26 protein-coding genes and 1 tRNA gene are annotated in these 24,571 nt (G+C 68.3%); 8 read left to right on the top strand and 19 right to left on the bottom strand.

The window, feature by feature from the left end; genetic code table 11:
* The first annotated feature begins 17 nt into the window (after positions 1 to 17).
* A complete protein-coding gene (locus OHA70_RS13805; protein WP_328332376.1) occupies positions 18 to 626 on the top strand; it encodes a TetR/AcrR family transcriptional regulator in 609 nt (202 codons plus the stop codon).
* Here the strand turns inward: OHA70_RS13805 and OHA70_RS13800 are convergent.
* Positions 623 to 1,405: a methyltransferase domain-containing protein gene (locus OHA70_RS13800; RefSeq protein ID WP_328332374.1), complete on the bottom strand. Its 783-nt coding sequence runs from the start codon at positions 1,403 to 1,405 to the stop codon at positions 623 to 625. The genes OHA70_RS13805 and OHA70_RS13800 overlap by 4 nt on opposite strands.
* A gap of 96 nt (positions 1,406 to 1,501) precedes the next feature.
* Between OHA70_RS13800 and OHA70_RS13795 the strand changes: the two genes are divergently transcribed.
* The gene (locus OHA70_RS13795; RefSeq protein WP_328332373.1) at positions 1,502 to 2,368 is read left to right on the top strand and encodes an aminoglycoside phosphotransferase family protein; all 867 of its coding nucleotides are present in this window, start codon (positions 1,502 to 1,504) and stop codon (positions 2,366 to 2,368) included.
* Here the strand turns inward: OHA70_RS13795 and OHA70_RS13790 are convergent.
* The 3 genes from OHA70_RS13790 to OHA70_RS13780 form a co-directional block, all read right to left on the bottom strand.
* Entirely contained in the window at positions 2,365 to 3,810 is a 1,446-nt protein-coding gene (locus OHA70_RS13790; protein WP_328332371.1) for an alpha/beta hydrolase, read from the bottom strand. The two genes, OHA70_RS13795 and OHA70_RS13790, sit on opposite strands and share 4 nt — an antisense overlap.
* A 105-nt stretch (positions 3,811 to 3,915) precedes the next feature.
* Positions 3,916 to 5,364 (bottom strand): alpha/beta hydrolase, encoded by a 1,449-nt coding sequence (locus tag OHA70_RS13785; RefSeq protein WP_328332369.1) that lies wholly within the window; start codon positions 5,362 to 5,364, stop codon positions 3,916 to 3,918.
* 66 nt (positions 5,365 to 5,430) lie between these two features.
* Complete coding sequence (locus tag OHA70_RS13780) at positions 5,431 to 5,796, bottom strand: nuclear transport factor 2 family protein (RefSeq protein ID WP_328332367.1); 366 nt, start codon at positions 5,794 to 5,796, stop codon at positions 5,431 to 5,433.
* 117 nt (positions 5,797 to 5,913) lie between these two features.
* Between OHA70_RS13780 and OHA70_RS13775 the strand changes: the two genes are divergently transcribed.
* Both OHA70_RS13775 and OHA70_RS13770 read left to right on the top strand, forming a co-directional pair.
* Positions 5,914 to 6,705, top strand: a complete 792-nt coding sequence (locus tag OHA70_RS13775; RefSeq protein ID WP_328332365.1) for a helix-turn-helix transcriptional regulator — start codon at positions 5,914 to 5,916, stop codon at positions 6,703 to 6,705.
* The gene (locus OHA70_RS13770; protein ID WP_328332363.1) at positions 6,705 to 7,202 is read left to right on the top strand and encodes a DinB family protein; all 498 of its coding nucleotides are present in this window, start codon (positions 6,705 to 6,707) and stop codon (positions 7,200 to 7,202) included. Before OHA70_RS13775 ends, OHA70_RS13770 begins: the two co-directional genes overlap by 1 nt.
* A 55-nt stretch (positions 7,203 to 7,257) precedes the next feature.
* On the opposite strand, the gene OHA70_RS13765 is transcribed toward OHA70_RS13770, so the two are convergent.
* Complete coding sequence (locus tag OHA70_RS13765) at positions 7,258 to 8,316, bottom strand: hypothetical protein (protein ID WP_328332361.1); 1,059 nt, start codon at positions 8,314 to 8,316, stop codon at positions 7,258 to 7,260.
* Complete coding sequence (locus tag OHA70_RS13760; RefSeq protein WP_328332359.1) at positions 8,313 to 8,831, bottom strand: SigE family RNA polymerase sigma factor; 519 nt, start codon at positions 8,829 to 8,831, stop codon at positions 8,313 to 8,315. Before OHA70_RS13760 ends, OHA70_RS13765 begins: the two co-directional genes overlap by 4 nt.
* Positions 8,832 to 9,013: 182 nt before the next feature.
* Here OHA70_RS13760 and OHA70_RS13755 point away from each other — a divergent pair, with 182 nt between their 5' ends.
* Entirely contained in the window at positions 9,014 to 10,222 is a 1,209-nt protein-coding gene (locus OHA70_RS13755; RefSeq protein WP_328332357.1) for a hypothetical protein, read from the top strand.
* Between the two features lie 57 nt (positions 10,223 to 10,279).
* Here OHA70_RS13755 and OHA70_RS13750 read toward each other — a convergent pair whose 3' ends face one another.
* The 6 genes from OHA70_RS13750 to OHA70_RS13725 all read right to left on the bottom strand — a co-directional run bounded on the left by OHA70_RS13750 (position 10,280) and on the right by OHA70_RS13725 (position 15,988).
* Positions 10,280 to 10,753 carry a hypothetical protein gene (locus OHA70_RS13750; RefSeq protein ID WP_328332355.1) on the bottom strand — a complete coding sequence of 158 codons (474 nt, stop codon included), beginning with the start codon at positions 10,751 to 10,753 and terminating at the stop codon, positions 10,280 to 10,282.
* 120 nt (positions 10,754 to 10,873) lie between these two features.
* Positions 10,874 to 11,338 (bottom strand): hypothetical protein, encoded by a 465-nt coding sequence (locus tag OHA70_RS13745; protein WP_328332353.1) that lies wholly within the window; start codon positions 11,336 to 11,338, stop codon positions 10,874 to 10,876.
* The gene (locus tag OHA70_RS13740; RefSeq protein ID WP_328332351.1) at positions 11,335 to 11,880 is read right to left on the bottom strand and encodes a SigE family RNA polymerase sigma factor; all 546 of its coding nucleotides are present in this window, start codon (positions 11,878 to 11,880) and stop codon (positions 11,335 to 11,337) included. The genes OHA70_RS13745 and OHA70_RS13740 overlap by 4 nt, the downstream gene beginning before the upstream one ends.
* A gap of 81 nt (positions 11,881 to 11,961) precedes the next feature.
* Positions 11,962 to 13,287 (bottom strand): GGDEF domain-containing protein, encoded by a 1,326-nt coding sequence (locus tag OHA70_RS13735; protein WP_328332349.1) that lies wholly within the window; start codon positions 13,285 to 13,287, stop codon positions 11,962 to 11,964.
* 224 nt (positions 13,288 to 13,511) lie between these two features.
* On the bottom strand, positions 13,512 to 15,053 hold the full coding sequence (locus tag OHA70_RS13730) for a helicase HerA-like domain-containing protein (RefSeq protein WP_328332347.1): 1,542 nt from the start codon (positions 15,051 to 15,053) through the stop codon (positions 13,512 to 13,514).
* Between the two features lie 230 nt (positions 15,054 to 15,283).
* Positions 15,284 to 15,988 carry a L,D-transpeptidase family protein gene (locus OHA70_RS13725; protein WP_328332345.1) on the bottom strand — a complete coding sequence of 235 codons (705 nt, stop codon included), beginning with the start codon at positions 15,986 to 15,988 and terminating at the stop codon, positions 15,284 to 15,286.
* Positions 15,989 to 16,119: 131 nt separating this feature from the next.
* Between OHA70_RS13725 and OHA70_RS13720 the strand changes: the two genes are divergently transcribed.
* Complete coding sequence (locus tag OHA70_RS13720) at positions 16,120 to 16,413, top strand: type II toxin-antitoxin system VapB family antitoxin (protein WP_020388608.1); 294 nt, start codon at positions 16,120 to 16,122, stop codon at positions 16,411 to 16,413.
* A gap of 24 nt (positions 16,414 to 16,437) precedes the next feature.
* Positions 16,438 to 17,001, top strand: coding sequence for a LytR C-terminal domain-containing protein (locus OHA70_RS13715; protein ID WP_328332341.1), 564 nt, complete (start codon positions 16,438 to 16,440; stop codon positions 16,999 to 17,001).
* Between the two features lie 201 nt (positions 17,002 to 17,202).
* Here OHA70_RS13715 and OHA70_RS13710 read toward each other — a convergent pair whose 3' ends face one another.
* The 5 genes from OHA70_RS13710 to OHA70_RS13690 form a co-directional block, all read right to left on the bottom strand.
* Complete coding sequence (locus tag OHA70_RS13710; RefSeq protein WP_328332339.1) at positions 17,203 to 18,711, bottom strand: potassium/proton antiporter; 1,509 nt, start codon at positions 18,709 to 18,711, stop codon at positions 17,203 to 17,205.
* Positions 18,712 to 18,833: 122 nt separating this feature from the next.
* Positions 18,834 to 18,924: transfer RNA gene (locus OHA70_RS13705), tRNA-Ser, on the bottom strand.
* A gap of 13 nt (positions 18,925 to 18,937) precedes the next feature.
* Positions 18,938 to 19,372, bottom strand: coding sequence for a tRNA adenosine(34) deaminase TadA (gene tadA / locus OHA70_RS13700; protein WP_328332337.1), 435 nt, complete (start codon positions 19,370 to 19,372; stop codon positions 18,938 to 18,940).
* Positions 19,373 to 19,400: 28 nt separating this feature from the next.
* Positions 19,401 to 19,901, bottom strand: coding sequence for a tRNA adenosine deaminase-associated protein (locus OHA70_RS13695; protein ID WP_328332335.1), 501 nt, complete (start codon positions 19,899 to 19,901; stop codon positions 19,401 to 19,403).
* A gap of 261 nt (positions 19,902 to 20,162) precedes the next feature.
* Complete coding sequence (locus OHA70_RS13690) at positions 20,163 to 20,333, bottom strand: hypothetical protein (protein ID WP_328332333.1); 171 nt, start codon at positions 20,331 to 20,333, stop codon at positions 20,163 to 20,165.
* Positions 20,334 to 20,463: 130 nt separating this feature from the next.
* Here OHA70_RS13690 and upp point away from each other — a divergent pair, with 130 nt between their 5' ends.
* Entirely contained in the window at positions 20,464 to 21,105 is a 642-nt protein-coding gene (gene upp, locus OHA70_RS13685; RefSeq protein ID WP_328332331.1) for a uracil phosphoribosyltransferase, read from the top strand.
* 17 nt (positions 21,106 to 21,122) lie between these two features.
* Here upp and OHA70_RS13680 read toward each other — a convergent pair whose 3' ends face one another.
* Positions 21,123 to 21,947, bottom strand: coding sequence for an SGNH/GDSL hydrolase family protein (locus OHA70_RS13680; RefSeq protein WP_328332329.1), 825 nt, complete (start codon positions 21,945 to 21,947; stop codon positions 21,123 to 21,125).
* Positions 21,948 to 22,022: 75 nt separating this feature from the next.
* On the bottom strand, positions 22,023 to 24,560 hold the full coding sequence (locus OHA70_RS13675) for a right-handed parallel beta-helix repeat-containing protein (protein WP_328332327.1): 2,538 nt from the start codon (positions 24,558 to 24,560) through the stop codon (positions 22,023 to 22,025).
* Positions 24,561 to 24,571: the final 11 nt, after the last annotated feature.

Here is a 24,571-nt window from a genome sequence, read left to right as displayed (position 1 = left end):
CCGGTATGCTGGCTGCCATGGGTAGGCCGAGGATGTTCGACGAGCAGCAGGTACTGCGGGCGGCGCGCGACGAGTTCTGGCAGAAGGGCTACGCGGCCACCTCGCTCGATGACCTGATGAAGGCGACCGGGCTTGGCAAGGGCAGCCTGTACGGCGCGTTCGGCGACAAGCGTCAGCTGTTCCTCAAGGTGCTGGGCGCCTACGCGCATGAGACGGCGGACGGCGTCTGCGAGGCGGTCGGGCGAGATACCCGCGCTATCGACGTACTGCGGAGTTTCTTCGTCCCCGGGCCGCCCGACCCGGTCGCCGAGCACGACGGTCCGGTCGCCACCACCCGTGGATGCTTCCTGGCGAACAGTTCGACCGAGCTGGCGGCCCGTGACCCCGAGGTGACCGGCTATGCGCGGACGACGTACCAGGCGGTGGAGGACTGTTTCACCAACGCGGTCGCCCGGGCCGTCGCGGAAGGCGATCTCCCCGACGACACGAACCCACGCGAACTGGGCCGGCTGCTGCTCACCATCCAGCAAGGTCTGCAGTTCCTGCTCAAGACGGACATGAGCCCCGAGGCGATGCGCGAGGTCGGCCGGGCCACAGCGGATCGCCTGCTGCCCCTCAGAACCTAGAGAGCGGAAGCGACGAAGAGGTAGCGGTTGAGGCTGAAGAAGTAGCTGTCGGCGAGGGCGCGGAGGTCGTCGGCCCAGGCGGTGGCTTCGGCTTCGGTGACCTTGGCGCGGCCGGGAACGAAGGCTTCGACGATGTCGATCAGGCCGGCGCTGTAGGTGCGGGCGTCGTAGCCGGTGTTGAGCATCGGGACGACCAGCTGGTGGGTGACGGTGAAGCCCGCCTTGGTCAGCGAGTCGCCGAGGGTGCGTGGGAGATGCGGGTCCTCCAGGTGTTCCTCGAAGGCGGTCAGTACGCGAGCCATCCGCGCGTCGTCGGAGGAGCGCCAGACGATCGAGCCCCAGTCGGTGTCGAGCAGGACGACGCGCCCGGCAGGGCGTAGTACCCGGCGGATCTCGTTGAGAGCAGCCGGTACGTCGTCCAGGTACTCGAAGACCTGGGTCGACACGACGACGTCGAAGCTCTCGGCGCCGTGCGGGATGCGATCGGCCGAGGCCAGTTCCAGCTCGAGCGCGGGACCGTCGGGGACCTTCGCCCGGGTACTGGCGATCGCGAGCATGCTGTCGCTGATATCGATCCCGCAGACGCGCCCGTCCGGCCCGACCTCCGCCGCCATCTCCGCGGCCAGCAGCCCCGGCCCGACGCCGACATCCAGCACCCGGTCACCCGGCCGGAGCGCCAGCGCGGTCCGTACCACCCGTCGTTGCTCGATCACGTCCGGTGTGGTGTAGACCGATTCGATCTGCCGCGACACCTCCGGATCGAACTGCAAGCTACTCATCCACACGCCTAACCAATCCGCCCATGCTCCACATCATGGGCTGCCGAACCGGTAAACGGGGAGACCATTTGCCCAGGAACTCATACGGTTGGCCAAATGATTGAGCTGCCTGAGGCCTTCCTTGCGATGCCCCGCTGGTGGACGGGGGGCGGCGAATGGCTCGCAGACCTGCCTGCGGCCGTCGACCGGCAGTGCGAGAGGTGGGGGCTGACGATCGACGGCCCCGTCTCCCACGGGTCGAACGCGATCGTCGTCAGGGTCACCCGCGACGGCGAGCAGCTGGTACTGCGGATGTCCCCGCCCGGTCCCGATCTCGCGGAGCACGCCCGGGCGCTGCGCTGGTGGGACGGACGCGGGACGGTTCGCCTGTACGACGTCGACCTCCCGCACGGCGCGATGCTGCTGGAGCGACTCGGCGACTCCCTGGCCGACCAGCCGGTCGGCGAGGCGATGGCCGTGCTCGGCCGGATGATGCGCCGCCTCGCCGTACCGGCGCCCGCTGACGTGCCTTCGACGGCGACCAATGTGAGCAACCGCGTCCCCCAACTGCAGGCGGACTGGGAGCGACTCGGCAAGCCCTTCGACCAGGCAGTGCTCACCGAGGCACTCACAGTCGCCAATCACCTCTCGAAAACCACGTCAGATCTCGCGGCGAACGGCGACTCCCACTCCGACCAGGTACTACGGGGAGCCCGCGAACCGTGGATCGTGGTCGACCCCGTCCTCTACCGCGGCGACCCCGAGTGCGACCTGGGCCGAACGCTGCTCACCCGCGTCGACGAGATGGCCGACAGCGCGGAGATCCGCCAACACTTCGACACCATCGTCCGCGAAGCCGAACTCGACCCAGAACGGGCGAGGGACTGGGTCGTGTTCCGGGCGGTCGACTACTGGCTCTGGGGACTCGCCCACAGCCTGACCATCGACCCCGAGCGCTGCCGCCGAATCTTCGAGGCCTTCTAACCGCAGGTGGACCGCTTCGGCGGCAACTGCCCGTCGAGCAGGTACGTCGCGATCGCACCACGAGCACAAGGCGAGTTGAAGTAGGCCGTGTGCCCGATAGCGTCATCGGCCAGCAACAACCGGCTCCCCCGCAGCTGCCGCGCCAACCCGCGCGCGTTGCTCACCGGCGTCGACGGATCATGCGTCGTCGACGTGATCAGGATCGGCGGTGCGTCCTTCACCGGCGTCGGCTGCCACGGGTTGCTCGGCGCGATCGGCCAGCCGGAGCACGCCGCCGTCATCGCCCACCCCTCCACGGCGGCACCAACGCGCGGAGCGACGGCCTTGGCCAACGCCATCCGGGCCTTCGCATCGGTGTACCCCTTCAGCTCGCCGGGGAAGTCCATGCACGACACCGCGGCGTACGCCGTCTCGTAGTCGCCGACGTAGCTCACCTGAGCGAACAACGTGCCGTCGCCCTTCACCGCCTGCGCGATCCCCTCGGCCAGCGGCGGCCAGGGGTTGCCGATGAAGTCCGTCTTCGGCAGCAGCGCCGGCAAGGTCATCCGCATGGTGTCGCCGGTGACCGGTGGGTGATCGGGCACCTGCAGCGGAGTCCTGTCGGCCTTGGCGACCAGCTTGTCCCAGACGGCGCCGACATCTTGTCCGTGCAATGCGCACTGGGCATCGGTAGAGCACCACGCGGCGAAGCGGTTGAAGGTGTCCTCCATGCTCTTCGCCTCGTCGAGCGTGAACCTGACCGGCGTCTGCGCGTGGTCGACGATCCCGTCCAGCACCATCCGGCCGATCCGGTGCGGGAAGAGTTGCGCGTACGTAGTACCGAGATAGGAGCCGTAGGACAGGCCGATGTAGTTGAGTTTGGCTTCGCCGAGGGCGGCCCGGATCGCGTCCATGTCGCGGGCGACCGTACGGGTGTCGAGGTTGCGCATCAGGTCGCCATGTTGCTTGAGGCAAGCTTCTCCGGTGGCGCGGCTGGAGGCGACCATCGCGTCGTACTCGGCCTTGTTCTTGGGAAACACCGGTACTCCGGGACGCAGCACCGGCCCACAATCGAGTGCAGTGCTGAGGCCGGTCCCGCGTGGGTCGAAGCTCACCAGGTCGTACCGGTCGCGATAGTCCGGGAACACCTCGTCGGCCAGGCCCTCGGCGAAGATCGACGCCCCGGCGCCACCGGGACCGCCGGGGTTGAACGTCAACGAGCCGAGCTTGTGCGCCTGATCCTTCGCGGGAACCCGCGCGACGTAGATCTGCGTCTTCGCTCCGCCAGGCTTCGACCAATCCAGCGGGACGGACAGATAGCCGCACTGGACCGCACTGCCCGGTTTGCACGCACTCCAAGTGATCTTGCCAGGCGTGGCTGACGCAGTGACCGGCGTCAACGCCACAACCAGGGCAGCGATGATCACCATCGCCGAAAGTCCTTGTTTCCAACGTTTTTTCATACTCATGAACCTAGGCTGCGGGGTGGGTAAGGGGGCATCCCCCATCGGTCGGTCCGCCAGACCCGACGAAAGTCGTAGACGACCCCTGACCCACCCCTGATGCACTCAGCAGGTGGATCGCTTCGGTGGGAGCTTGCCGTCGATCAGATAGGTCACCATCGCGGCCTGGGCGCAAGGCGCGTTGAAGAACGTCGTATGACCGTAGGCGTTGGCGACGAGCAGGTGGCTGCCCGCGATCTGCCGAGCCAGCCCCTTGGCCTGCGACAGCGGCGTCGACCCGTCGACCGTGGTCGACGTGATCAGGATCGGCGGGATGCCCTTCACCGGCGTCGGCTGCCACGGGTTGCTCGGCTTGATCGGCCAGCCTGCGCACGCAGCGGTGATCGCCCAGTCCTCGACGGCCGCCCCGACCCGCGGTGCGATCTTCTTGGCTCTGGCCATTCGGGCCTTCGCATCGGCGTACCCGGTCAGCTGACCGGGGAAGTCCATGCAGGACACCGCGACGTACTCCGTACCGGGATCGCCCACATACGTCAGCTCAGCGAACAGCGAGCCGTCCCCGTTCGCTGCGAGCGCGATCGCCTGCGCGAGGGCACCCCAGACATCACCGGCGCGATCCACCCGCGGCAGGAGACTCGGCAGGCTCATCCGCATCACGTCGCCGGTGACCGGTCCATAACCAGGCACCTGCAGCGGAGTCTTGTCAGCCTTGGCAACCACCTTGTCCCAAGCTGCCCCGACGTCTTGGCCGTGCAGTGCGCACTGCGCATCGGCAGAGCACCAGGCGGCGAACTTGTCGAAGCTCTTCTCCATCGCCTTCGCCTCGGCCAGCATCAGCCGGGTCGGCCCCTGAGCGTGATCGAGGATCCCGTCGAGCACCATCCGTCCGACGCGCTGCGGGAAGAGCTGCGCGTACGTAGTACCGAGATAGGACCCGTACGAGACGCCGAGGTAATTGAGCTTGTCATCGCCGAGTGCAGCGCGAAAGGCATCCATATCGCGAGCGGCGGTGCGGGTATCGAGATTGCGCATCAATTCGCCATGCTGCTTGAGACACTGCAGCCCGGTCGCCCGACTGGAAGCGACCATCGCGTCGTACTCAGCCTTGTTCTTCGGAAACACCGGTACTCCGGGACGCAACACCGGCCCACAATCGAGGCTGCCATCTCCCGACCCCCGCGGGTCGAAGCTGACCACGTCGTACCGATCCCGGTACTCCGTGAAGAACTTGTCAGCCGCCCCCTGAGCCAAGGCCTGCGCCCCGCCGCCGCCCGGTCCACCCGGATTGAACATCAACGACCCGAGCTTGTGCGCCTGATCCTTCGCCGGCACCCGCGCCACCGCGATCTCGATCGTCCGCCCGGCCGGCTTCGCCCAATCCAACGGCACCCGCAACTTGCCGCACTGCTCCACCCCACCCGGCTTGCATTCACTCCAACTGACCCCCGCCGGCGTGGCGGTTGCCGCCGTTGCACTATCGGGCACCAACACCGCCCCAATGGTGCCAACGGCAACCACCATCGCCGAAACCCCTGCGTACCAGCGTTTCTCCATACCCCGAACCTAGACTCCAGGACGGACGGCAAGGCATCCGGCGAGACCCCTGCCGATCCCTGAGATCTAGTGCCCGGCTGGGGCGAAGTCGATGAAGCCGATTACCTCGTGGATCTTGCCGTCGTCGGTCAGGGTGACGACGTCGGTGCCGCCGGCGACGGGTTGCTGGCCGGCGGCGGCGAGGTGCCAGGACCAGCGGAGGCGGTTGTGGTGCTCCTGGACCTGGCCGGTGAGGGAGAAGGCGTGACCGGGGAACATCTGGTGGGCGGTCTCGACCATCTTGGTCAGACCCTCGTGGCCGGTGACCTCGAAGCTCGGGTCGGTGAAGGAGCCGTCGGTGGACCAGGTCTGCTCGATGATGGCGGCCCTCGCGTCGGCGTCGGCCTCGTTCCACATCGCGAAGTACTGGCTGGCGATCGTGCTGGCGTTCATGGTGTTTCTCCTCGGTTCGGTCGTTTGCGATGACCAGAACCTTGCCGCCGGATGGCGTCGACGGTCGATGACGTCGGAGGTAATGGCGGTGACCACCTCAGCGGTTACGGTCGTGGCATGACCGCGACGATCGACGAGACGTTCCAGCGCCCGGTGGGTGAGCTGCTGCGCGGTTGGCGCGAGCGCCGTCGGCTCAGCCAACTCGACCTGGCCAACCAGGTCGAGGTGTCCACCCGGCATGTGAGTTTCGTCGAGACCGGGCGGTCGAAGCCGAGCCGGGAGATGGTGCTGCGGTTGGCGGAGCATCTCGAAGTACCGCTGCGGGATCGCAACCAGTTGCTGCTGGCCGGCGGTTATGCGCCGATCTACTCCGAGGCGTCGCTGCATTCACCGGCGATGCTGGCGATCCGGGAAGCGCTGCGGCGACTACTCAAGGCCCACGAGCCGTACCCGGCCTTGGTCGTCGACCGCTGGTGGAACATCGTCGAGGCGAACGCGGGCATCGCGCTGTTCACCGACGGAGTCTCAGCCGAGCTGCTCAAACCACCGATCAACGCCCTGCGCCTGACCTTGCACCCCGACGGCCTGGCGCCCCGGATCGGCAACCTCCCTGAAGTCCGCGCCAGCGTCCTGACCAGCCTCCACCGCCAGGTCGCCAGCACCGCAGACCCCGACCTCCAGGACCTGTACGACGAGCTACGCCAGTACTCCGGTGGCGAGCGCACCGACCTCGCCGCAGCCGCCGAGGTCGTAGTACCGATGAAGCTCCGCCACCGCGATCACGACCTCTCGCTCCTCACCACAATCGCCACCTTCGGCACCCCACTGGATGTGACCGTCTCGGAGCTGATGATCGAGTCCTTCTTCCCCGCCGACGAGAAGACCGCCGAGTACCTCCGGGAGACCTGATGCTGCCGGACGACCAACTCGGAGACACCCGCGAACTCCACCTGGCCTGGCTGGACTTCTATCGCGAGACGGTCGCGCGCAAACTCGCCGGGCTGAGCGACCTCGAGCTTCGGACCAGCCGGCTCCCATCCGGCTGGTCCCCACTGGAGCTGCTGAAGCACCTCGTCTTCATGGAGCGACGATGGTTGCGGTGGGGGTTCGCGGCCGAGCCCTTCGAGGAGCCGTTCGCCGACTCCGCCGGAATCGACGACGGGCCCTGGCTGCTGGAGCCATCGGACACGCTCGATGGATTGCTGGCAGCGCTGCGCGATGGCGGTGTGCGGGCCCGGGAGATCGTCACCGGAGACCTCGCCGCGAAGGCCGCCATCGGTGGGCGGTTCGACGCGGAGGGGCCGACCTTGAACTGGATTCTGTTTCATGTGTTGCAGGAGTACGCGCGGCATGTCGGGCAGCTTGATGTCGCGCGGGAGTTGGCTGATGGAGCCACCGGGGAGTAGAGGTCGAATCTCTCTGCTCGCCCAGTGGCTCCATCGGCCTTTTCGGGGGGAAGGCCTACCGGTTGAAGGAGGGGGTACCGGTCGGCAACGGGTTGTGGGGCTTGGTGGGCAAGCTCGGGGTGGTGGTGGGCCACGACGGCTTGGGGAGGGTGGGCTTGGTGGTCGGTACCGGCGGGAGGGTCGGCTTACCCGGCAGGGTCGGCTTCGTCGTCGGTACTGGGGGTACGGACGGGAGGGTGGGCTTACCGGGCTTCCCTGGCAGGGAAGGGGCGGTGGTCGGTACCGGCGGGAGCTCCGGCTTGCCGGGGAGTGATGGCTTGGCGGTCGGGACCGGGACATCGACGCACGGCGGTACCGTCGGCTTGGCAGTCGGCACCGGGGGGAGCGTCGGCTTGCCCGGCAGCGTCGGCTTCTGCGTCGGTACCGGCGGTACGGACGGCAGGGTCGGCTTGCCTGGCAGGGACGGCTTAGTGGTCGGGAGCTTCGGCAGCGTCGGCTTGGTCGTCGGCACCGGGGGAAGCGACGGCTTGCCCGGCAGCGTCGGCTTGGTGGTCGGTACCGGCGGCAGGGTCGGCTTGCCCGGCAGCGTCGGCTTGGTGGTCGGTACCGGCGGCAGGGTCGGCTTGCTCGGCTTCCCTGGCAGCGAAGGCGTTGCGACGTGCGGCAGGTGAACCTTGCCGGGCAGTGTCGGCTTGGTGGTCGGTACCGGCGGCAGGCTCGGCTTGCCCGGCAGCGTCGGCTTCGCGGTCGGCACCGGCACATGCGGCTTCTTCACCGGCGGCACCTGGACGCTGACAGACACCTCCACCTTGCTCGGCACCTTGCCCGGTACCTTCGGCAGGCAGGTCGGGTCGACCGACGGGGTGTCGGTGGGGACCGTGACCGGCACCGGCGGCTTGCCGCCACCGGCCAGCAGGTTCTTGACGTCGGCAGGTCCCCCGACCGCGGCGGACACTGTTGCGACAGTGCCGGCGAGGGCAGTCACGCCCGCCGCGGCCAGTCCTCGGCGGAGCCAGGCGAGCCGTCGGCCGCGACGCATCAGGTCGGCCGGGTCGGGCTGCCAGGGCTCCAGGTCGTACTCGAGCGCGCTGCGCACCCGCTGCTCGTCGGTCATAGGTTTCCTCCAACAGTGGTGTCGATCAGGTCGGGTGCCAGACGCAGCTTGGCCAGTGCGCGGGACGCGGTGCTCTTGACGGTCCCGGCGGCCATGCCGAGCAACTCGGCGGTCTCGGCCTCGGAGAGGTCCTGCGAGTAGCGCAGGGCGACCACTGCTCGCTCCTTGACGGTCAGACCCGCCAGGGCCGCGAGTACGGCCTCCCTGGTCTGCACCGCCGCGGAGAAGTCAGCGACCTCGCGGTGGTCCCAGTCGTTGTCGACCGGGTCACTCGGAACCTCGTTGGACCAGTGCCGGCGAGACGCTGACAAGAACCGGTTCACCAGCACCCGGCGTACGTAGCGAAGCGGGTCACCGTCGATCCGGTGCCACTTCGGGTAGGACCGCATCAACGCTTGCTGCACGAGATCCTCGGCCGTGTGCCGGTCCCCGCACAACATCTCCGCGAACCGGAGCAATCGGGTCGACTGGGCCCGCACGAAATGCTCGAAGTCGGCGTCCGCGGTCCGGGTCATCGATTCTCCTCAGCCTCTGTCACACCCGTTAGAACCCGCTGGGTCACCGGTTAGGTTCTGTTCGTCACCAACTAATTGTCGGAAATTTATCTACGAGCTATACATAGGGACGGTTTGTTTGTCACATTGGGTGCACCGGGTGGCTGCACCCGGTGACCTTCACCGCCCCGGAGGTACTTGTCATGCATCTCACCGCCAAGCTGCGAGCGGCCGCCTGCCTGGCCGTCGCCGTCGCCATCACTCCGCTCGCGCTCGCGGCCGGACCCAGCTCAGCAAGCCCGACCGACCCGGTCAATCTGGCTGCCCAACCCGTGGACGGTTCGACCAACGTCCGGGTCGACGGGCAGCGGATCATCCTCGGCGACGCACCGGCTTCGATGGGCTCGGTCGAGGTACGGCAGCGCTCGGGCATCGCCAACCTCACGCCAGTACGGTTCGCCTCGCCCACCTCAGCCGTCGTGGTCGACTACACCGCCGGTACGCCGGACCTGTCGACGGCTGAGGTCGACGTACGGGCTCTGGTCAAAGACCGTTGGTCGGAATGGACGCCCGCCAAGGCAGGTCAGCCAACCGCGCTGCCTGACGCCAGTGACCAGGTCCAGCTCAGGATCATCGTGGTCGCGCCGCCGCAGGGTGGCAGCCCATGGATCAGCGATGTCAGCGTGCAGCCCACGGGCAAGGCCGCCGCCAGCAGGATGACGATCCAGGCGGCGCCGATCAAGTCGCACGTCTTCGCGACTCGCGAGGGTCTGGTCGGCGGTACGACGGCCAACGGGCACGTCATCGCCAGCCGGGACCACTTCGTCGCGCTGCCGTCGCGCCGCGGGCTGGCGAACAACGGATCGGGCAACTACACGGTCAAGGTCTGCACCGCGAGCCGGTGCGCCTTCGAGCCGGTGTGGGACGTCGGGCCGTGGAACACCAAGGACGACTACTGGAACCCGAGTGCCACCCGGGAGATGTGGAAGGACCTCGCGCAGGGCAAGCCCGAGGCGCAAGCGGCGTACCAGAACGGCTACAACGGCGGGAAGGACCAGTTCGGCCGTACGGTCGCCAACCCGGCCGGCATCGACCTTGCGGACGGCGTGTTCTGGGATGCGCTGAAGCTCGCGGACAACTCGTGGGTGGACGCGACGTACCTGTGGACCGGCGACGGTGGACGCGGGACCGTGTCGATCACGTCGGGCTATCTGAACGTGCGCAACTCGGCCAGCTCGAGCGGCGCGGTCGTCGGGATGGCGGGCAAGTCGGCGCAGGTGACGGTCGAATGCCAGACCACCGGCCAGAGCGTCACCGGTTCGCAGGGCACGACCAACGTGTGGCTGCGCGTCCATGCCGGCATGTACGTCTCGAAGGCCTGGATCTCGGCGGGTAGCTTCGGCGCCTGCTGACCTTTACGTCCGAAGTACCGGAGCACCCCTTGGCTCCGGTTCTTCGGACGTACCGGCTCACTTGCCCTGAGACGGGGACTTGGTGGGCGGCTTCGGGTACGGCGGGTTGCTCGGCGTCTGTCGCGGGGTAGGTGCCGCGGTCGGCGGCTGCGGAGGCGTCGCCATCGGCGTCGGCGTCGCACCCGGAACCTTCGAGGGCGTCGCACCCGGCCACTGCGAAGGCTTGGCGGTCGGCGACTGCGGGGGCGTCGCGGCCGGCGGCTGCGGAGGCGTCGCGATCGGCGTCGGCGTCGCACCCGGAACCCGCGAAGGCTTGGCGGTCGGCGGCCGCGGGGGCGTCTCGCCTGGCACCTGCGGAGGTTTGGCAGTCGGTGGCTCCACCGGCTGCGGGGTGTTGCTCGGCGCCTGAACGCTCGGCTTGCCGGTCGGCCCTCCGCCGTCCGTGGCCGCCGCAGCCGCTATCGCGCCACCAACCAGCGCCGCGACCACCAGCCCGCCGGCCGCCAGCTGCTTGATCAGGGTCTTCGTCATTGTTGCCCTCCGCAAAGTTTTCTTGCTGTCGGGCTGAAGGACGCGACCCACCACACAAAAGGTTCTGCTGGGTCGACGGCTATCTCACAATGTTGCCACAGGCAACGATTGACGCGAGTCCTAGGTTGCAGGTGGCGTGGCCGGCGTATTCGTCTTGCTGACCGACTGCGGGCTCAGCGGCACCGGAGCACTCGGTTTTCCGGTCGGTGGCGTCGGCGTCCTGGTCGGATGCGCTGACGGTGATTTGGCCGTCGGCACGACCGGCGGCGGTGTGTTGCCCGGCGGTGGACTCGGCGTCTGCGCATTGCTCGGCGTCGCCGGCGTCGGCATCGGTGGCGGGGTGGCCTTCGGCGTCGGCGTACTGGTCGACGGCACGACCGGCTGATTGATGACCGGTGGGTCACTGGGCCGGGTCCCGACGATCACACTCACGGCAACGACAGCCAGTACTGCGCCCGCGGCCGCGCCGATGGTCGCGATGCCGCGCCGGCGTCTGCGCTGCGCTCCGGCGATCACCTTCGCCGGGTCGAGCGGGCCGACGTCGATCGGTGGGCGCAATGCCTCCCGCAGGTCTTCGTTGTTCATGACTGTTCTCCCGCGTAGCTGCCGCTCAGCTCGGGGGCGACCCGCAACTTCTGGAGCGCCCGGGCGTTGGCGCTCTTCACCGTTCCCACCGCGATGCCCAGGGTGGCCGCGGTCTGCGCCTCGGTCAGGTCTTCGACATAGCGCAGTACGACCACGGTCCGCTCCCTTCTGGTCAGCGTCGCCAGGGCTCCGGCGATGGCGATTCGGTGGTCGACAGCAACACTCGGGTCCGCAGTCCGCCCGGACACCGAGAACCCGAGCTCCTCGTCGAGCTCGGCCGCACTTCCCCGCGGGCGCTCCCGCCACAGCCGGCGCCGGACCCAGGACAAATGCTGATTGACGACGGCCTGCCGGACATACGCGAAAGGGTCGCCGAGCTCGATCCGGTCCCAGCGCAGGTACGCCTTCTCCAGCGCCGTCTGCACCAGGTCCTCCGCCAGCCCGGCATCCCCGCACAGCATCCGCGCGAAGTGCACCAACTGCCCGGATCTGGCAAGCACAAAGGCCGTGAAGTCCTCATCCCGACCCACAGCCCGCTGCATCCACTCTCCGTCCTCAACCGCACGCCCCACACTGAAGACGCCCTCGGTCCGCAAAAGGTTCTGCGTGGGCCGAGGAAAGTTCTAGCGGTGCTGGAGATCCGCCGGCGTCGGGCGTGGGAGGGCTGGGGTGGCCGGTTGGGGGTGGCGGTTGAGGTCGGCGGCCAGGCGGACCCGGTCCCGGCCGGCGGCCTTGGCGGCGTACATGGCTCGGTCGGCTCGGAGGAGCAGGTCGTCAACCGTGCTGCCGTCGGCCGGATAGACGGCCACGCCGATGGAGACGGTGAGGCGGAACGTGTCCGGGTCGAGGTCGGGATCGTCCAGTACGCCGGCGCACATCGCCGCGAGAGGGCTGGCGGCGACGGCTGTACGAAGGCGGTCGGCGGTCACCGTGGCATCGTCCAGGTCGGTGTCGGGCAGGGCGATGACGAACTCCTCGCCGCCGAACCGGCCGATCACATCCTTGGTACGGATCGCCGAACGCAGGATCGTCGCGACTGCCCGCAGTGCTTCGTCGCCGACCAGGTGGCCGTGCCGGTCGTTGACCTGCTTGAAGTGATCGATGTCGATCAGCAGCACGGCCATCGACTCGCGCTGGGTGCGGGATGCCCGGAGCATCTCCTCGGTCCGGCGGCGCCACCAGTCGATCCGCCCGAGGCTCGTCTTCGGATCGGTCTGCGCCTCGGTCTCCAGCTGGCCGAGCAGCAACGCGCGCTGGGCGGTCAGCGTGATCGGGATCGCGATGAAGGCGAACCACGGGCTGACCAGGGTCGCCGCCGCGAGCAGACAGCCGAGCGTCCCGGCCGTCGCGTCGACGCACAGGTCGTCCTTGTCGCCGATCGCGTCCTGCCGGCTGCTCCCCGGCACGATCAGCGAGATCGCCAGCCCGCAGAGCAGGGTGTCCGTCGCGAGGTACGCGAGCGCGCCGCCGGCCATCGAGAGCACCAGACCGAGATCGCCGCCACCGGTCAGGTCCATCGCCGACTTGTGGACGGCGTGCGCGGCGCCGACGGCGAGCACGCAGACCGCGGTGGAGAAGACCCAGCGGTACGGGATGCACTTGCCGGCCCGGATCCGCCACCAGCTCCGCAGCAGCAGGACGACGATGATCGCCAGCGCCGGCTGCAGGATCAGCGCGGCCGCGATCATCCAGGCCGGCGCGAGATCCTTGTGCAGCGCGCCACCACGTCGGCGCCGGCTCTCGACCCGGCGCGCGCCCTCGACCGAGATCAGCGCCGATCCCGTCAGCGCGAGGACCACCGCGATGCCGCGCCAGGACAGTACGCCGGAGAAGGCCCCGAAGCCGTACGCGATCGCTGCGAGGTCGACGAGCACGACCAGGCCGAGCGCTGGGACCGACAGCGTCCACAGCGCCCAGGAACGTACCGCTCGCCTACTCTGCGCGACCATTGCCTCTCACGGTACGTCGAGTGAGGGCTTGGCCCCAATCCGCTACGGCGTGCTGTGGATAACCAGTTGGAAACGAAAGTCACTCGTTGAGGATTCAGTCGTTTGATCAAGGATCAATGATCGACGTACCCACGGTGACTGTTCGAGCACGGTCGAATAGTGCACCCCCAGGATCGTAAAAGCGCCGCACCCCGAGGGGTTGCGGCGCTCCGACGATGAGAAGGTCAGCGCTTGCGGCGGGCGGCGCCGAAGAGGCCGCGGACGATTTCGCGGCCGGCGGTACGGGCGAACTGTTTGAAGGCTGAGGAGCCGACTACCTGCTCGACCATCGACTTCTCGTGCTTCTGGGCGCGGGGAGCCGGGGCCGCCTTGGGCTCGGGCGCGTTCTTGGCTTCTTCTTCGGCTTGCTGGGCGCCGGCCTGAACGCGAGCGGCGAGCTTCTCGTAGGCCGATTCGCGATCGATGACCTCGGTGTACTTCGCGTTGCCGGCAGAGGCCTGTACCGCGGCCGTCAACTGCTCGGCGGAAGCGGGAGCCATCAGCGACTGGGGTGCGCGCAACCGGGTCCACGCGACCGGGGTCGGCGCGCCCTTCTCGTTCATCACCGTCACGATCGCCTCGCCGATGCCGAGCTGCGTCAGTACCTCGCCCAGGTCGTACGACGAGTTCGGGAAGGTCGATACGGTCGCCTTCAGCGCCTTCGCGTCGTTCGGGGTGTGCGCCCGCAACTGGTGCTGGACGCGTGAGCCGAGCTGCGCCAGTACGTCGTCCGGCACGTCCTTCGGCGTCTGGGTGACGAAGAAGACGCCGACCCCCTTCGACCGGATCAGCCGCACGGTCTGCGCGATCGAGCTCAGGAACGCCTTCGACGCATCCGCGAACAGCAGGTGCGCCTCGTCGAAGAAGAACACCAGCTTCGGCTTGTCCACATCGCCGACCTCGGGCAGGTCGTGGAACAGGTCGGCCAGCAGCCACATCAGGAAGGTCGAGAACAGCGCCGGCCGGTCCTGCAGGTTGGGCAGCTCGAGCAGCGACACGACGCCCTTGCCGTCGCGCTGTTGCATCAGGTCGGCGGTGTCGAACTCCGGCTCACCGAAGAACGCCTCCGCACCCTGGTCGGCGAACCCGATCAGCGACCGCAGGATCACCCCGGCCGTCGCCGCGGACAGCCCACCGAGGTCCTTCAGGTCGCCCTTGCCCTCGTCGCTGGTCAGGTGCGTGATCACCGACCGCAGATCCTTCAGGTCCAGCAACGTCAGGCCCTGCGAGTCGGCGTAGTGGAAGATCAGCCCGAGCGACGACTCCTGTACTTCGTTCAGCCCGAGCACCTTCGACAGCAGCACCGGCCCGAACGACGTGATCGTCGCGCGGATCGGGATCCCGGTGCCCTGCCCGCCGAGCGCGTAGAACTCGGTCGGGAAGCCGGTCGCGGTCCACTCCTGGCCGATCGTCTTGGTCCGGTCGAGCAGTTTGTCGCTCGACTGCCCCGGCTGCGAGATACCGGACAGGTCGCCCTTGATGTCGGCCGCGAAGACGGCGACCCCTGCAGCTGACAGCTGTTCGGCCATCAGCTGCAGGGTCTTCGTCTTACCGGTACCGGTGGCGCCGGCGACCAGACCGTGCCGGTTCACCATCGAGAGCGGGATCCGGACCGCCGCCTCGGGTTTCGGCGTACCGTCCACCAGCAGCGCGCCCAGCTCGATCGCCGGCCCCCCGAACGCGTACCCCTGCTTGACGGTCTCCACGACGTCGGCTGTCTCGGCCATCTCTGCGTGCCTCTCGAACGTACGAAGGGAAGCTTCCCCGTGCGTTCGAGATGCTAGTGCCCCGAGCGCGCGGATGCTCGAATGTGGGCGGTGTCCAGGTGCGTGCATCGTGGTGCTGGAGGAGCGTCCTCGATGCGGAGCATCGTGGATGCTTCGCCAGTGCCGCGAGGTGCGTGCCTGGGCGACGCCCACATCGAGCAGCCGTGCGCTCGGGGCACTCGGTGCTCTTGTCAGCGGATGACGACGACCCTGACGGAAGTCGCCGCGAAGGACCAGATCGTCGCCGACATCGAGGCCGAGACCCGGATGCAGCCGTGTGAGGCCTTGGAGTTGGTGCCGAGCAGCCAGTCGGCGTGGATCTGGGCGCCGTTGCTCTTGTACGTCGGGATCTGGTGGAAGCCGATCCCGCACGGCGCGAACCGGACGAAGTTGTTCAGGTAGAGGCGGCCGCCATCGGTGTTCTTGCGGATCCGGGCCGCCCGGCCACACTTCGACCCGCTCGTGTAGGTGCCCGGCTTGAGGTACGTCGGGTTGTCGATGATGCCGCCCTGGCGCACCACCTTGCCCTTGGCATCGACCAGCCAGACCCAGTTCTGGCCCTGACTGATCACGATCCGGCGGCCTGCCCCGGTACGCCGGGGTACCGCGCGCACGTCACAGCGCTTGGCCGTGGAGGCCAGCAACCGGGCGTACGTCGTACTGTTGATCGCACCGGTCTGGCTGAGTGCGTTGGCGGACTGGAACCGCACCGTGGCTGCCTGGGTCATCGCGCCGGCCTTGCCGTCGACGGGCCCCGGGGTGCAGCCGAGCTTGGTCAGACGGGTCTGGGCCGCCTTGGTCTGGGTCACGGTGAGCGCGTCGGCCGGGATCGTAGTACCGGCGACAACCACGGCGAGCGCGGCCATTCCGACGCCTATTCGGGTCAAAGTCCTCATTTTTCTCCCCCAACTAGTCCTTAACCCCATGAGACGCCCGAGACCCCCTCCAGGTTGAGTCCTCGGCGCGTCTTTTTCCGGTGACATTCCTGACCTCTCACCGACCCTCATCCCCCGCTAGACTCCGGTGGGTGATCTTCAAGCGCGTCGGCGAGGAACGGCCTTACCCGGACCACGGGTACAAGCCGAAGGACTGGTCTGTGCTGCCACCGAGGCAGGTACGGCTCGACCAGCTCGTCACGACGAAGGGCACCTTGGACCTCAACGCGCTGCTCGACGAGGACTCGACCTTCTACGGCGACCTGTTCGCCCACGTGGTCGAGTTCAAAGGCGAGATGTACCTCGAGGACGGTCTGCACCGCGCCCTGCGCGCGGCCCTGCAGCAGCGCCTCGTCCTGCACGCCCGGGTCCTGGTCGTGGACTGAGTCGATGAGTCGGGGGACTGTCAGATGAGCGCCTTCCACCCACAGCCGCGTCCGCACTCGGGGATCCACTGGCGGACGCCCATCACCATGGTGGTGCTGCTCGGCGTCCTGGTCGGGGGCGCCTGGTGGGGCTGGAACTCGCTGACCGAGACGAGCGCCGAGCCGAACTGCGTCGACACCAAGATGGCGAACGACCGGCTCACGCCCAAGCAGGTCTCGGTGAACGTCTACAACGGCGGCGCCAAGGCCGGGAGCGCGGGGGCCGTGGCGGCGATCCTGCGCAAGCGCGGGTTCCACGTCGCCAAGGTCGCGAACGAGCCGAACGGCGACAAGATCACCGGCGTCGCGCTGCGCGGCACGGAGGCGAACGGTCCTGAGATGCGGCTCGTCGCCGGCCAGGTGAAGGGCAAGCTCAAGCCCACCGCCGACGCCCGCCCCGACCACACCGTCGACCTCGTCCTCGGCCAGGGCTACCAGGGGCTGCGCGAGCAGGGCCTCCCGTCGATCGCCCTCCCCAAGAACACCACCCTCTGCCTCCCCAGCATCCGCCCCAGCCAACCAGTCCCCTCCGGCCAGAACCCCAACTGAGTCCTAGCTGAGAGCGGTTGGCACCGCCTCCGAGGCACCGCCTCCCCCCTCCTCGCCCCACGATATTTGAGGGGTTAACCCCTCAAGTGGTGGGTTGCCTGGTCGGGTTCTCAGCGTGCAACCCACCATCTGAGGGGTTAACCCCTCAGATGTCGCGGGTCGCGGGTCGCGGGTCGCGGTGGGGCGTCGGGGTGGAGGTGGCTAGAGCTGTTCGCGGCCGCGTTCGCCGAACCAGCCGGCTAGGCGGCCGGCCCGGCTGACTGCTCGGAGGCGGCGGACCGTGGGCTCGCGCAGGGCTGAGGGGGCGACGACCAGTACGGCGTCGCCTGCGCGGAGTACCGTCCGGCGCTCGGGGACGAAGGCCTTCTGGTCGCGGATCACCAGCGACACCGACACGCCCGGCGGCAGCCGCAGTTCGCCGATCTCGACGCCGGCCAGCCGCGACTCGCTCGGGATCAGCACCTGCAGCATGTCCGCGCCCAGCGACTCCAGCGGCGCCACGTCGATGTCGACCTCGTGCGCCGCGTTGTCGTCGAGCACCTTCAACCGCTTCGCCAGCCAAGGCAGCGACGGCCCCTGCAGCAGGGTGAAGAGAAGTACGAGCACGAAGACCACATCGAACACCCGGTCCGCCTGCGGCACCTTCTCGGCCAACGGGATCGTCGCGAGCACGATCGGTACCGCCCCGCGCAACCCCGCCCAGGCGACGAAGGTCTGCTCCCGCCACGGGATCTTGAACCACGACACCGACAAGGTCACCGCCGCGAACCGCCCGACCACGGTGACCGCGATCCCGATCACCAGCGCGAGCAGTACGTCGTTCAGCTGGATCCGCCCCGGCGACGCGAGCAGCCCGAGCATCACGAACAACCCGATCTGCGCGAGCCAGGCGAACCCGTCGACGAAGGACCTGGTCGCGATCCGGTGCGGCAACTCGGCGCGCCCGAGGATCAGGCTCGTCACGTAGACGGCGGCGAACCCGGATACGTGCAGCAGGACGGTGCCACCGGCGTACGAGACGAAGCAGAGCGAGACGATCGCGAGCGGGTACAGACCGGCTGAGCCGAGGGCGACCTTGCGGAGCAACCCGACTGCCGCCCAGCCGATCACGAAGCCGAACACAGCGCCGACCACGAGCTCGTAGACGACCAGGCCGGCGAAGTACGGCAGCCCGTGCTCCTTGAGGCCGTCAGTGCTCACCAGAGTCACCAGAAGCACCGTAGGAGCGTCGTTGAGGCCTGACTCAGCCTCGAGCATCCCCCGCAGACGCGGACGGACGTTGACGCGGCGCAGTACGGAGAAGACGGCCGCGGCATCCGTGGGTGACGTGACGGCGCCCAGCAGCACCGAGATTTGCCAGTCGAGGCCCAGTACGAAGTGGGCGACACACGCGACCACACCCACGCTGATGGCAACGCCGAGAGTCGCCAGCACGACACCTATCGGCATCACCGGCCGTACTTCGTTCCAGCGGGTGGTCAGACCGCCCTCGATCAGGATGATCACCAGCGCCGCAAACCCGAGCGCATGCGCCAGCTGAGCATCCTCGAACTGGATCCCAGCCCCGGACTCCCCCAGCAGCACCCCCATCGCCAGGTAGATCAGCAGCGACGGCAACCCCAACCGCCCAGACAACCGGACGGCAATAATCGCCACCAGCAGCACAGCAGCGCCAGCCAGCAGAATCCGGTCAAGTTGTGAAACGTCCACAGCGGCCCTCTCGGGTCGGGGACTGCAGCTTAGTGGAGTCGTGCCTCCGGCAACAAAAAACGAGGACCCTGACGCATCACACAGCATCAGGGTCCTCGGTGTATCTACCACCCGGGGGTGGTTGGCGGTGGCGGAGGGATTTGAACCCTCGGAAGGGGGGTACCCTTCACGCGCTTTCGAGGCGCGCTCCTTCGGCCGCTCGGACACGCCACCGCCGAAGAGGCTATCAAGACCTATGGCTTGTGAAGAAATCGCGTAGCCTCGCGCCCGCTTCGTCGGCCATCACGCCGCCGATCACCTCGGGGCGGTGGTTCAGTCTGCGGTCCCTCACGACGTCCCAGAGGGAGCCCACGGCGCCCCCCTTTTCGTCGTATGCGGCGAAGACCAAGCGCTCCAATCGGGACAGCACGATCGCGCCCGCGCACATCGTGCAGGGCTCCAGCGTGACGACCAGGGTGCAGCCGGTGAGGCGCCACTCGCCGACGTGCTGGGCCGCCTCGCGGATCGCCAGTACCTCCGCGTGAGCAGTGGGGTCGCCGGTCAGTTCGCGTTCGTTGTGGCCGCGGCCGATCACCTGGGCGTCGGCGTCCACGACGATCGCGCCGATCGGTACGTCGGCGCTGCCGTGCGCCTTCTCGGCCTCTTCCAGCGCCAGCCCCATCAGCCGGGCGTAGGCGCGGTGCGCGGGGTTAGCCAATGGCTTCGATCGCCTCGTGGAACCGGTCGCCGAAACCGAGTACCTCGGCGATCTCCTCGAGCATCTCCTCGGGGTAGAGGTCGACGTCGTCGATCAGCGCGCCCAGGTCCATCGCGCTCATCCCCAGGTCGGCGACGATCGCCAGGTCACCGGCCGGTACCTGCTCGTCGTCGTCATCGGCCAGCGGGATGTCGAGCTCGTCGACGACCTGCTTGGCCAGCGGCCACTCGGTGGCGGCGGTGACGTCGGAGATCAGCAGCCGGGCCCGGCCACCGACCACCCGGAGGATGATGAAGAAGTCCTCGTCGACCGAGATCATCCCGATCACGCCCTGATCACCGGGATAGCGGCGCAGCGCCGAGACGAGCGCGGACAGGTCCGGTTCACCCCGCAGCACCAGTGGGGCGACCAGCCACTCCCCGTCCTCGGTGTAGGCAGCGACCGCGAAGTCGAGTTCGGTGGTGGTCATCGGCCCAGCCGTGGGATCAGACACCTTTGCATGGTCGCAGACTGACGTCCCCCGCACGAGACAATTCCCGCACTCGACAACAAATCGGTGCCTCCCCGAGATCCCCCACCCGCCCTGTTCGAGGGGTTAACCCCGCTCGCGGTGGGTTGCCCCCTCGGATTCCGGCCAGGCAACCCACCATTTGAGGAGTTATCCCCTCAAATGCGGCGAGACGTGCGCGGCGGGCCGCGGAGCGCGGGAGCGGCAGCGGGAGCGGCAGCGGCAGCGGTGCGGTCAGTGGTGCGGTCAGTGGTGATATGTGGCGCGCCGCATGGCAGCGCGGATCTGGCGGAGGCGGGTACGGCGGGGAGCGACCCGGGCGCGCAGGGCGCGGGCCTCGTCGAGTTCGCGGAGGAAGGCGGCGCGGCGGCGCAGCCGATCGAGCTGTTCGGGTGTCTTGCCGGTGGTCTCGGGCACGGCGGCACCATCCAGGGTCGATTCGGAACAGGCGCCCGGGGCGGGGCCAACTGACCTAAAACGACTGCCTTTCCATCCTAAAAGGGCACAGAGTTTCCAGTGGCGAATCGCCGACGGTAGCGTTCGCGGCATGCAGATCCTCGTCGTGGACCACCCGCTCGTCGCTCACAAGCTCACCACCCTGCGGGACGAGCGGACGGATTCGCCGACCTTCCGGCGGCTGACCGAGGAGCTCGTCACGCTGCTCGCGTACGAAGCGACGCGGGATGTCCGGACCGGCCCGATCAGCGTCACCACGCCGGTCGCCGAGGCCGAGGGCATCAAGCTGACGTCGCCGAAGCCGCTGGTCGTCCCGATCCTGCGCGCCGGGCTGGGCATGCTCGAGGGCATGTCTCGGCTGCTCCCGACGGCCGAGGTCGGCTTCCTCGGGATGATCCGCAACGAGGAGACCCTCGACGCCTCGACGTACGCCGAACGGCTGCCGGAGGACCTGCACGGGCGCCAGTGCTACGTCCTCGACCCGATGCTGGCCACCGGTGGCACCCTGTCCGCCGCGATCCGGTTCCTGGTCGACCGCGGCGCCGACCACATCACCGCGATCTGCATCCTGGCCGCCCCCGAGGGCGTCGAGCGGATCGAGCGCGAACTCGCCGACCTCCACATCCCCTGCACCCTCGTCATCGCAGGCATGGACTCGCACTTGAACGAGAAGGGCTACATCGTCCCGGGCCTGGGCGACGCGGGTGACCGCCTCTACGGCGTAGCGCAGTAAAGAAAAAGGGAGGGCCTTTACGTGCCCAGCAAGTCGGCCAGGGCTCGATAGCCCGCGTCCGACGGGTGCAGGTCGCCGTCGCGGCAGAGCAGGGTCAGGGTGCAGAGCGCGGCACCGGTATCGCCCTCGGGGTTGAAGATCGGCATCGGGTCCGCGAACCGGGCTCGATGTTCGGCCGCGGCGGCCGCCATCGCGACGTTGAGCTGCCGGATGATCGGGTGGGTGAGCGGGAACGCGCCGACGTTGCCGTCGAAGGCGCCGAGCACCACGATTCGCGCATCCGGCGCGGCCCGGTGAAGCTGCTGCAGGATGCCGGACAGGTTCGCCGCGATACCTGCGATCGCTGCCGGCGCGCCGTCCAGGATGCACTGCACGTTTCCGTTGCAGGAGGCAATGAACTCGTTGGCGTCGTTCCCCCACAGGGACAGCGTGACCAGATCGACCTTGCCCCGATGGTCCCGGAGGAAGCGCAGTGCGGCCGCCTGCTGCGACCCGGTGAACACATCGTGGAGCGGGAGACCTGCCCCGGCCCACGGGCACTGCCCGGTCGCGAAGGTGGTGGTCGATTCGCCCGGGCAACCGTAGTTCACCAGGGTCGGCCGCCGCTGCCCGTGCCGGAGACGGGCAGCCAGCAGATCGGCGTACCCGGTGTTGAATGCCTCAGCCGGCTGCCCGACCTTGAACCGCTGGAAGCCGAAGGCCAGCGAGTCACCCAGCGAGAGGTAGAAGCGTTCACCAGGTCGGTGCTCACTCTCGGCAGCCGATGCCGGGCTGCTGGTGAGCAGCAGGACGAATGCTGTCACAAGGGCGACCAGAGCCGCCGATCTCCGTGCTGCAGACATGAGTCGCAACCTCCCCCTCCGGTTCCGGTGGCTCCAGTGTCGTCCCGAACCACCCTCCGCGCGCAAGTACTTCTCTCAGGAGTTCGCCGTGTAGTCGATCGGCAGGTCGGCGGCCTCCAGCGATACCAGCTGGTCCGGTGTCGGGGCGGTGAGCGTGGCCAGGCGGTAGGCCTGGCGTTCGGTCATTTGCTGGAAAATCTGCCGTGCCGAGCGGCCGTTGCCAAAGCCTTCGCCGCGCGGTAGTACCTGGAACATCTCCGACAACGCCTGCCGGGCATCGACGGACAGCTCGTACTGATGCTCTCGCGCGTGGTACTCGAAGATGTCGACCAGTTCGGCCGGCGTGTAGTCGTCGAACAGCAGCGTCCGGGTGAATCGCGACGACAACCCCGGGTTCGACCCGATGAAGCGGCCCATGTCGTTCACGTACCCGGCCACGATCACGACCAGGTCCTCGCGATGGTCCTCCATCATCTTGACCAGCGTCGCGATCGCCTCGGCGCCGAAGTCGTTGCCGATCCCGATCGGCGCCAGCGAGTACGCCTCGTCGATGAACAGCACCCCACCGAGCGCCTGGTTGACCGCGGCCTGCGTCTTCGGACCGGTATGACCGACGTACTCACCGACCAACGCCGTCCGGTCCACTTCGACCAGATGCCCCTTGCGCAGCAGGCCGAGCGCCTTCAGCACCCGTCCGTAGAGCCGCGCGACCGTCGTCTTGCCCGTTCCCGGGTTCCCGGCGAACACCAGGTGCCGGCTCAGTGGCGGCGCCGGCAGCCCGGCCTCCTGCCGCATCCGGACCGCCTGCATGAGGTTCACCATCGACTGGACGTCCCGCTTGACCCGCCCGAGCCCGATCTGCTCCTCGAGCTCAGCCAGTACGTCCTCGAGCTTCTCGTCCTCGGGCGGCATGCTCTCGTCCAGCGTGCCCACCGGCCCGACCGGCACCGGCGGAGTCGCACCTGTACCAGCCGACGCCGCAGCAGGAGCCGGGGTCATCGGTACGCCGTCGACCGTGCAGTCCTCGAAGACCGGCTTCGCGCCGTCGTCCTGCCCGATCGCCCCGTCGCAATCACGGATCCGGACGTGCCGTAGTACCGGCGTGGAGCCGTTGCTGAGATGGAGAGCCGGGTACTTCGTATCGACCACATCGCAATCCGTGTACGACCCGGCGGCCTTCTCGGCGATGTAGATCCCGTTCTTGGCCACCCCGACGACCCGCAACCCGGTCACGGTCGGCGTGACCCCGGACCACACCACCAGCCCCGACCCGTCGCACTTCTCGATCGTGCTGCCGGTGATCTCCGCCGTCGCGCCGGTCCCGATGACGATTCCGGCCGCCTTCGTCCGACTCACCCGTACTGCGTCCAGCTGGACATACCCAGATCCCGACAACTCGATCCCGGTCCCCGTCGTCCCGGCCACCGAACACGTCTCGAGGCTGGTCGCCGCCGTCGACTCCAGATGCACGCCGATCGTCCCGCCGGTGATCCGGCAGTCCTCGGCCCTCACCGTCGCCTCGTCGACCACCGACAACGCGGTCAGCCCGATGTCGGCGATGCCACACGCGTCCAGCTCGACCTTCGACGTACCGGTCGCATGGACCCCGTGCTCAGCGCCACCGCGGATCAAACTGTCGACGAGCTTCACGGAAGCCGCGCCGGTCAGATGGAACGCGCTGTACTTCGACCTGTCGACCCGGCAGTCAGTCATCGTCGCCTGAGCCCCATCGGAAATCAGCAGCCCATTGGCCCCCGAGTCGGACACGGCACAACCCCTGGCCGTCACGTGGGCCTGATCCTGGATGACTAGCCCGCTCGCCTGCGTGTCCCGCAACCGGCAGTCCACCAACTCGACCCGAGCCGACCCGGCCGCGTGGATCGCAGCCGCCCCGGCCTTGTCGATCGACAGCTCCGTCAACTGGGCGGTCGAGGCGTCCTCGAGCAAGAGGCCGGCCATGCCCGTCTGGCGTAGTACAGAGTCGGTGAGCTTGACCCGGCTGTCGCCGCGCAACCGGAAGCCGTAGCCCACGGTGTCGCTCATCCGGAGCCGGTTCGCCTCCAGGTAGGCGCCGCCGGACAAGACGATGCCGATGCCGTCGATCTTCTCGATCGTGGAGTCCTCGACCTGCGCGCGGACCCGGCCGGACAGGTGCATCGCGGCCAGCCGGCCGCTGCCGAGCTTGGACCGGCGGACGAGCACTGAGGTCACGCCGTACCCGGTGAGGTCCGAGCCCTGGCCCGCTTCGTTGCCTCGGGCATGGATCCGGCTGCCGGTGACGACACAGTCCTCGATCAGCAGCCCGGCCCCGCCGGCGACCCCGATGGTCGGTGTCTCGCTGTCGTCGGCTGCCCGGACGTACAGGCCGCGCAGCGCGCACTCGAGCCCTTCGACCACGATCGCCGGCTGACCACTGCCCGCGACGCCGACCACGTCGACGGTGCCCTGCCCTTGCTCGGCGAGGATCACCACCGAGCGGTCGAGGACCAAGTGCTCGGTGTAGCTGCCGGGCGCGACCACGACGGCGTCACCGGGGCTGGCGGCCTTGACCGCGTCAGAGATCCGGCGGAACGTCCCACGGCCACCCTTCGGGGCGACATACCTCGTCGTCAACGGCTCTCCAT

The organism is Kribbella sp. NBC_00382, from assembly GCF_036067295.1.
In the GTDB taxonomy this organism is placed as follows: Bacteria; Actinomycetota; Actinomycetes; order Propionibacteriales; family Kribbellaceae; genus Kribbella.
This window is presented reverse-complemented; position numbering and strand designations above follow the sequence as displayed.

Bases quoted from the DNA above. Each gene is read 5' to 3' on its own strand.
- OHA70_RS13805 (WP_328332376.1), top strand. From the start codon at position 18: ATGGGTAGGCCGAGGATGTTCGACGAGCAGCAGGTACTGCGGGCGGCG.
- OHA70_RS13800 (WP_328332374.1), bottom strand. From the start codon at position 1,405: ATGAGTAGCTTGCAGTTCGATCCGGAGGTGTCGCGGCAGATCGAATCG.
- OHA70_RS13795 (WP_328332373.1), top strand. From the start codon at position 1,502: ATGATTGAGCTGCCTGAGGCCTTCCTTGCGATGCCCCGCTGGTGGACG.
- OHA70_RS13790 (WP_328332371.1), bottom strand. From the start codon at position 3,810: ATGAAAAAACGTTGGAAACAAGGACTTTCGGCGATGGTGATCATCGCT.
- OHA70_RS13785 (WP_328332369.1), bottom strand. From the start codon at position 5,364: ATGGAGAAACGCTGGTACGCAGGGGTTTCGGCGATGGTGGTTGCCGTT.
- OHA70_RS13780 (WP_328332367.1), bottom strand. From the start codon at position 5,796: ATGAACGCCAGCACGATCGCCAGCCAGTACTTCGCGATGTGGAACGAG.
- OHA70_RS13775 (WP_328332365.1), top strand. From the start codon at position 5,914: ATGACCGCGACGATCGACGAGACGTTCCAGCGCCCGGTGGGTGAGCTG.
- OHA70_RS13770 (WP_328332363.1), top strand. From the start codon at position 6,705: ATGCTGCCGGACGACCAACTCGGAGACACCCGCGAACTCCACCTGGCC.
- OHA70_RS13765 (WP_328332361.1), bottom strand. From the start codon at position 8,316: ATGACCGACGAGCAGCGGGTGCGCAGCGCGCTCGAGTACGACCTGGAG.
- OHA70_RS13760 (WP_328332359.1), bottom strand. From the start codon at position 8,831: ATGACCCGGACCGCGGACGCCGACTTCGAGCATTTCGTGCGGGCCCAG.
- OHA70_RS13755 (WP_328332357.1), top strand. From the start codon at position 9,014: ATGCATCTCACCGCCAAGCTGCGAGCGGCCGCCTGCCTGGCCGTCGCC.
- OHA70_RS13750 (WP_328332355.1), bottom strand. From the start codon at position 10,753: ATGACGAAGACCCTGATCAAGCAGCTGGCGGCCGGCGGGCTGGTGGTC.
- OHA70_RS13745 (WP_328332353.1), bottom strand. From the start codon at position 11,338: ATGAACAACGAAGACCTGCGGGAGGCATTGCGCCCACCGATCGACGTC.
- OHA70_RS13740 (WP_328332351.1), bottom strand. From the start codon at position 11,880: ATGCAGCGGGCTGTGGGTCGGGATGAGGACTTCACGGCCTTTGTGCTT.
- OHA70_RS13735 (WP_328332349.1), bottom strand. From the start codon at position 13,287: ATGGTCGCGCAGAGTAGGCGAGCGGTACGTTCCTGGGCGCTGTGGACG.
- OHA70_RS13730 (WP_328332347.1), bottom strand. From the start codon at position 15,053: ATGGCCGAGACAGCCGACGTCGTGGAGACCGTCAAGCAGGGGTACGCG.
- OHA70_RS13725 (WP_328332345.1), bottom strand. From the start codon at position 15,988: ATGAGGACTTTGACCCGAATAGGCGTCGGAATGGCCGCGCTCGCCGTG.
- OHA70_RS13715 (WP_328332341.1), top strand. From the start codon at position 16,438: ATGAGCGCCTTCCACCCACAGCCGCGTCCGCACTCGGGGATCCACTGG.
- tadA (WP_328332337.1), bottom strand. From the start codon at position 19,372: ATGGGGCTGGCGCTGGAAGAGGCCGAGAAGGCGCACGGCAGCGCCGAC.
- upp (WP_328332331.1), top strand. From the start codon at position 20,464: ATGCAGATCCTCGTCGTGGACCACCCGCTCGTCGCTCACAAGCTCACC.
- OHA70_RS13680 (WP_328332329.1), bottom strand. From the start codon at position 21,947: ATGTCTGCAGCACGGAGATCGGCGGCTCTGGTCGCCCTTGTGACAGCA.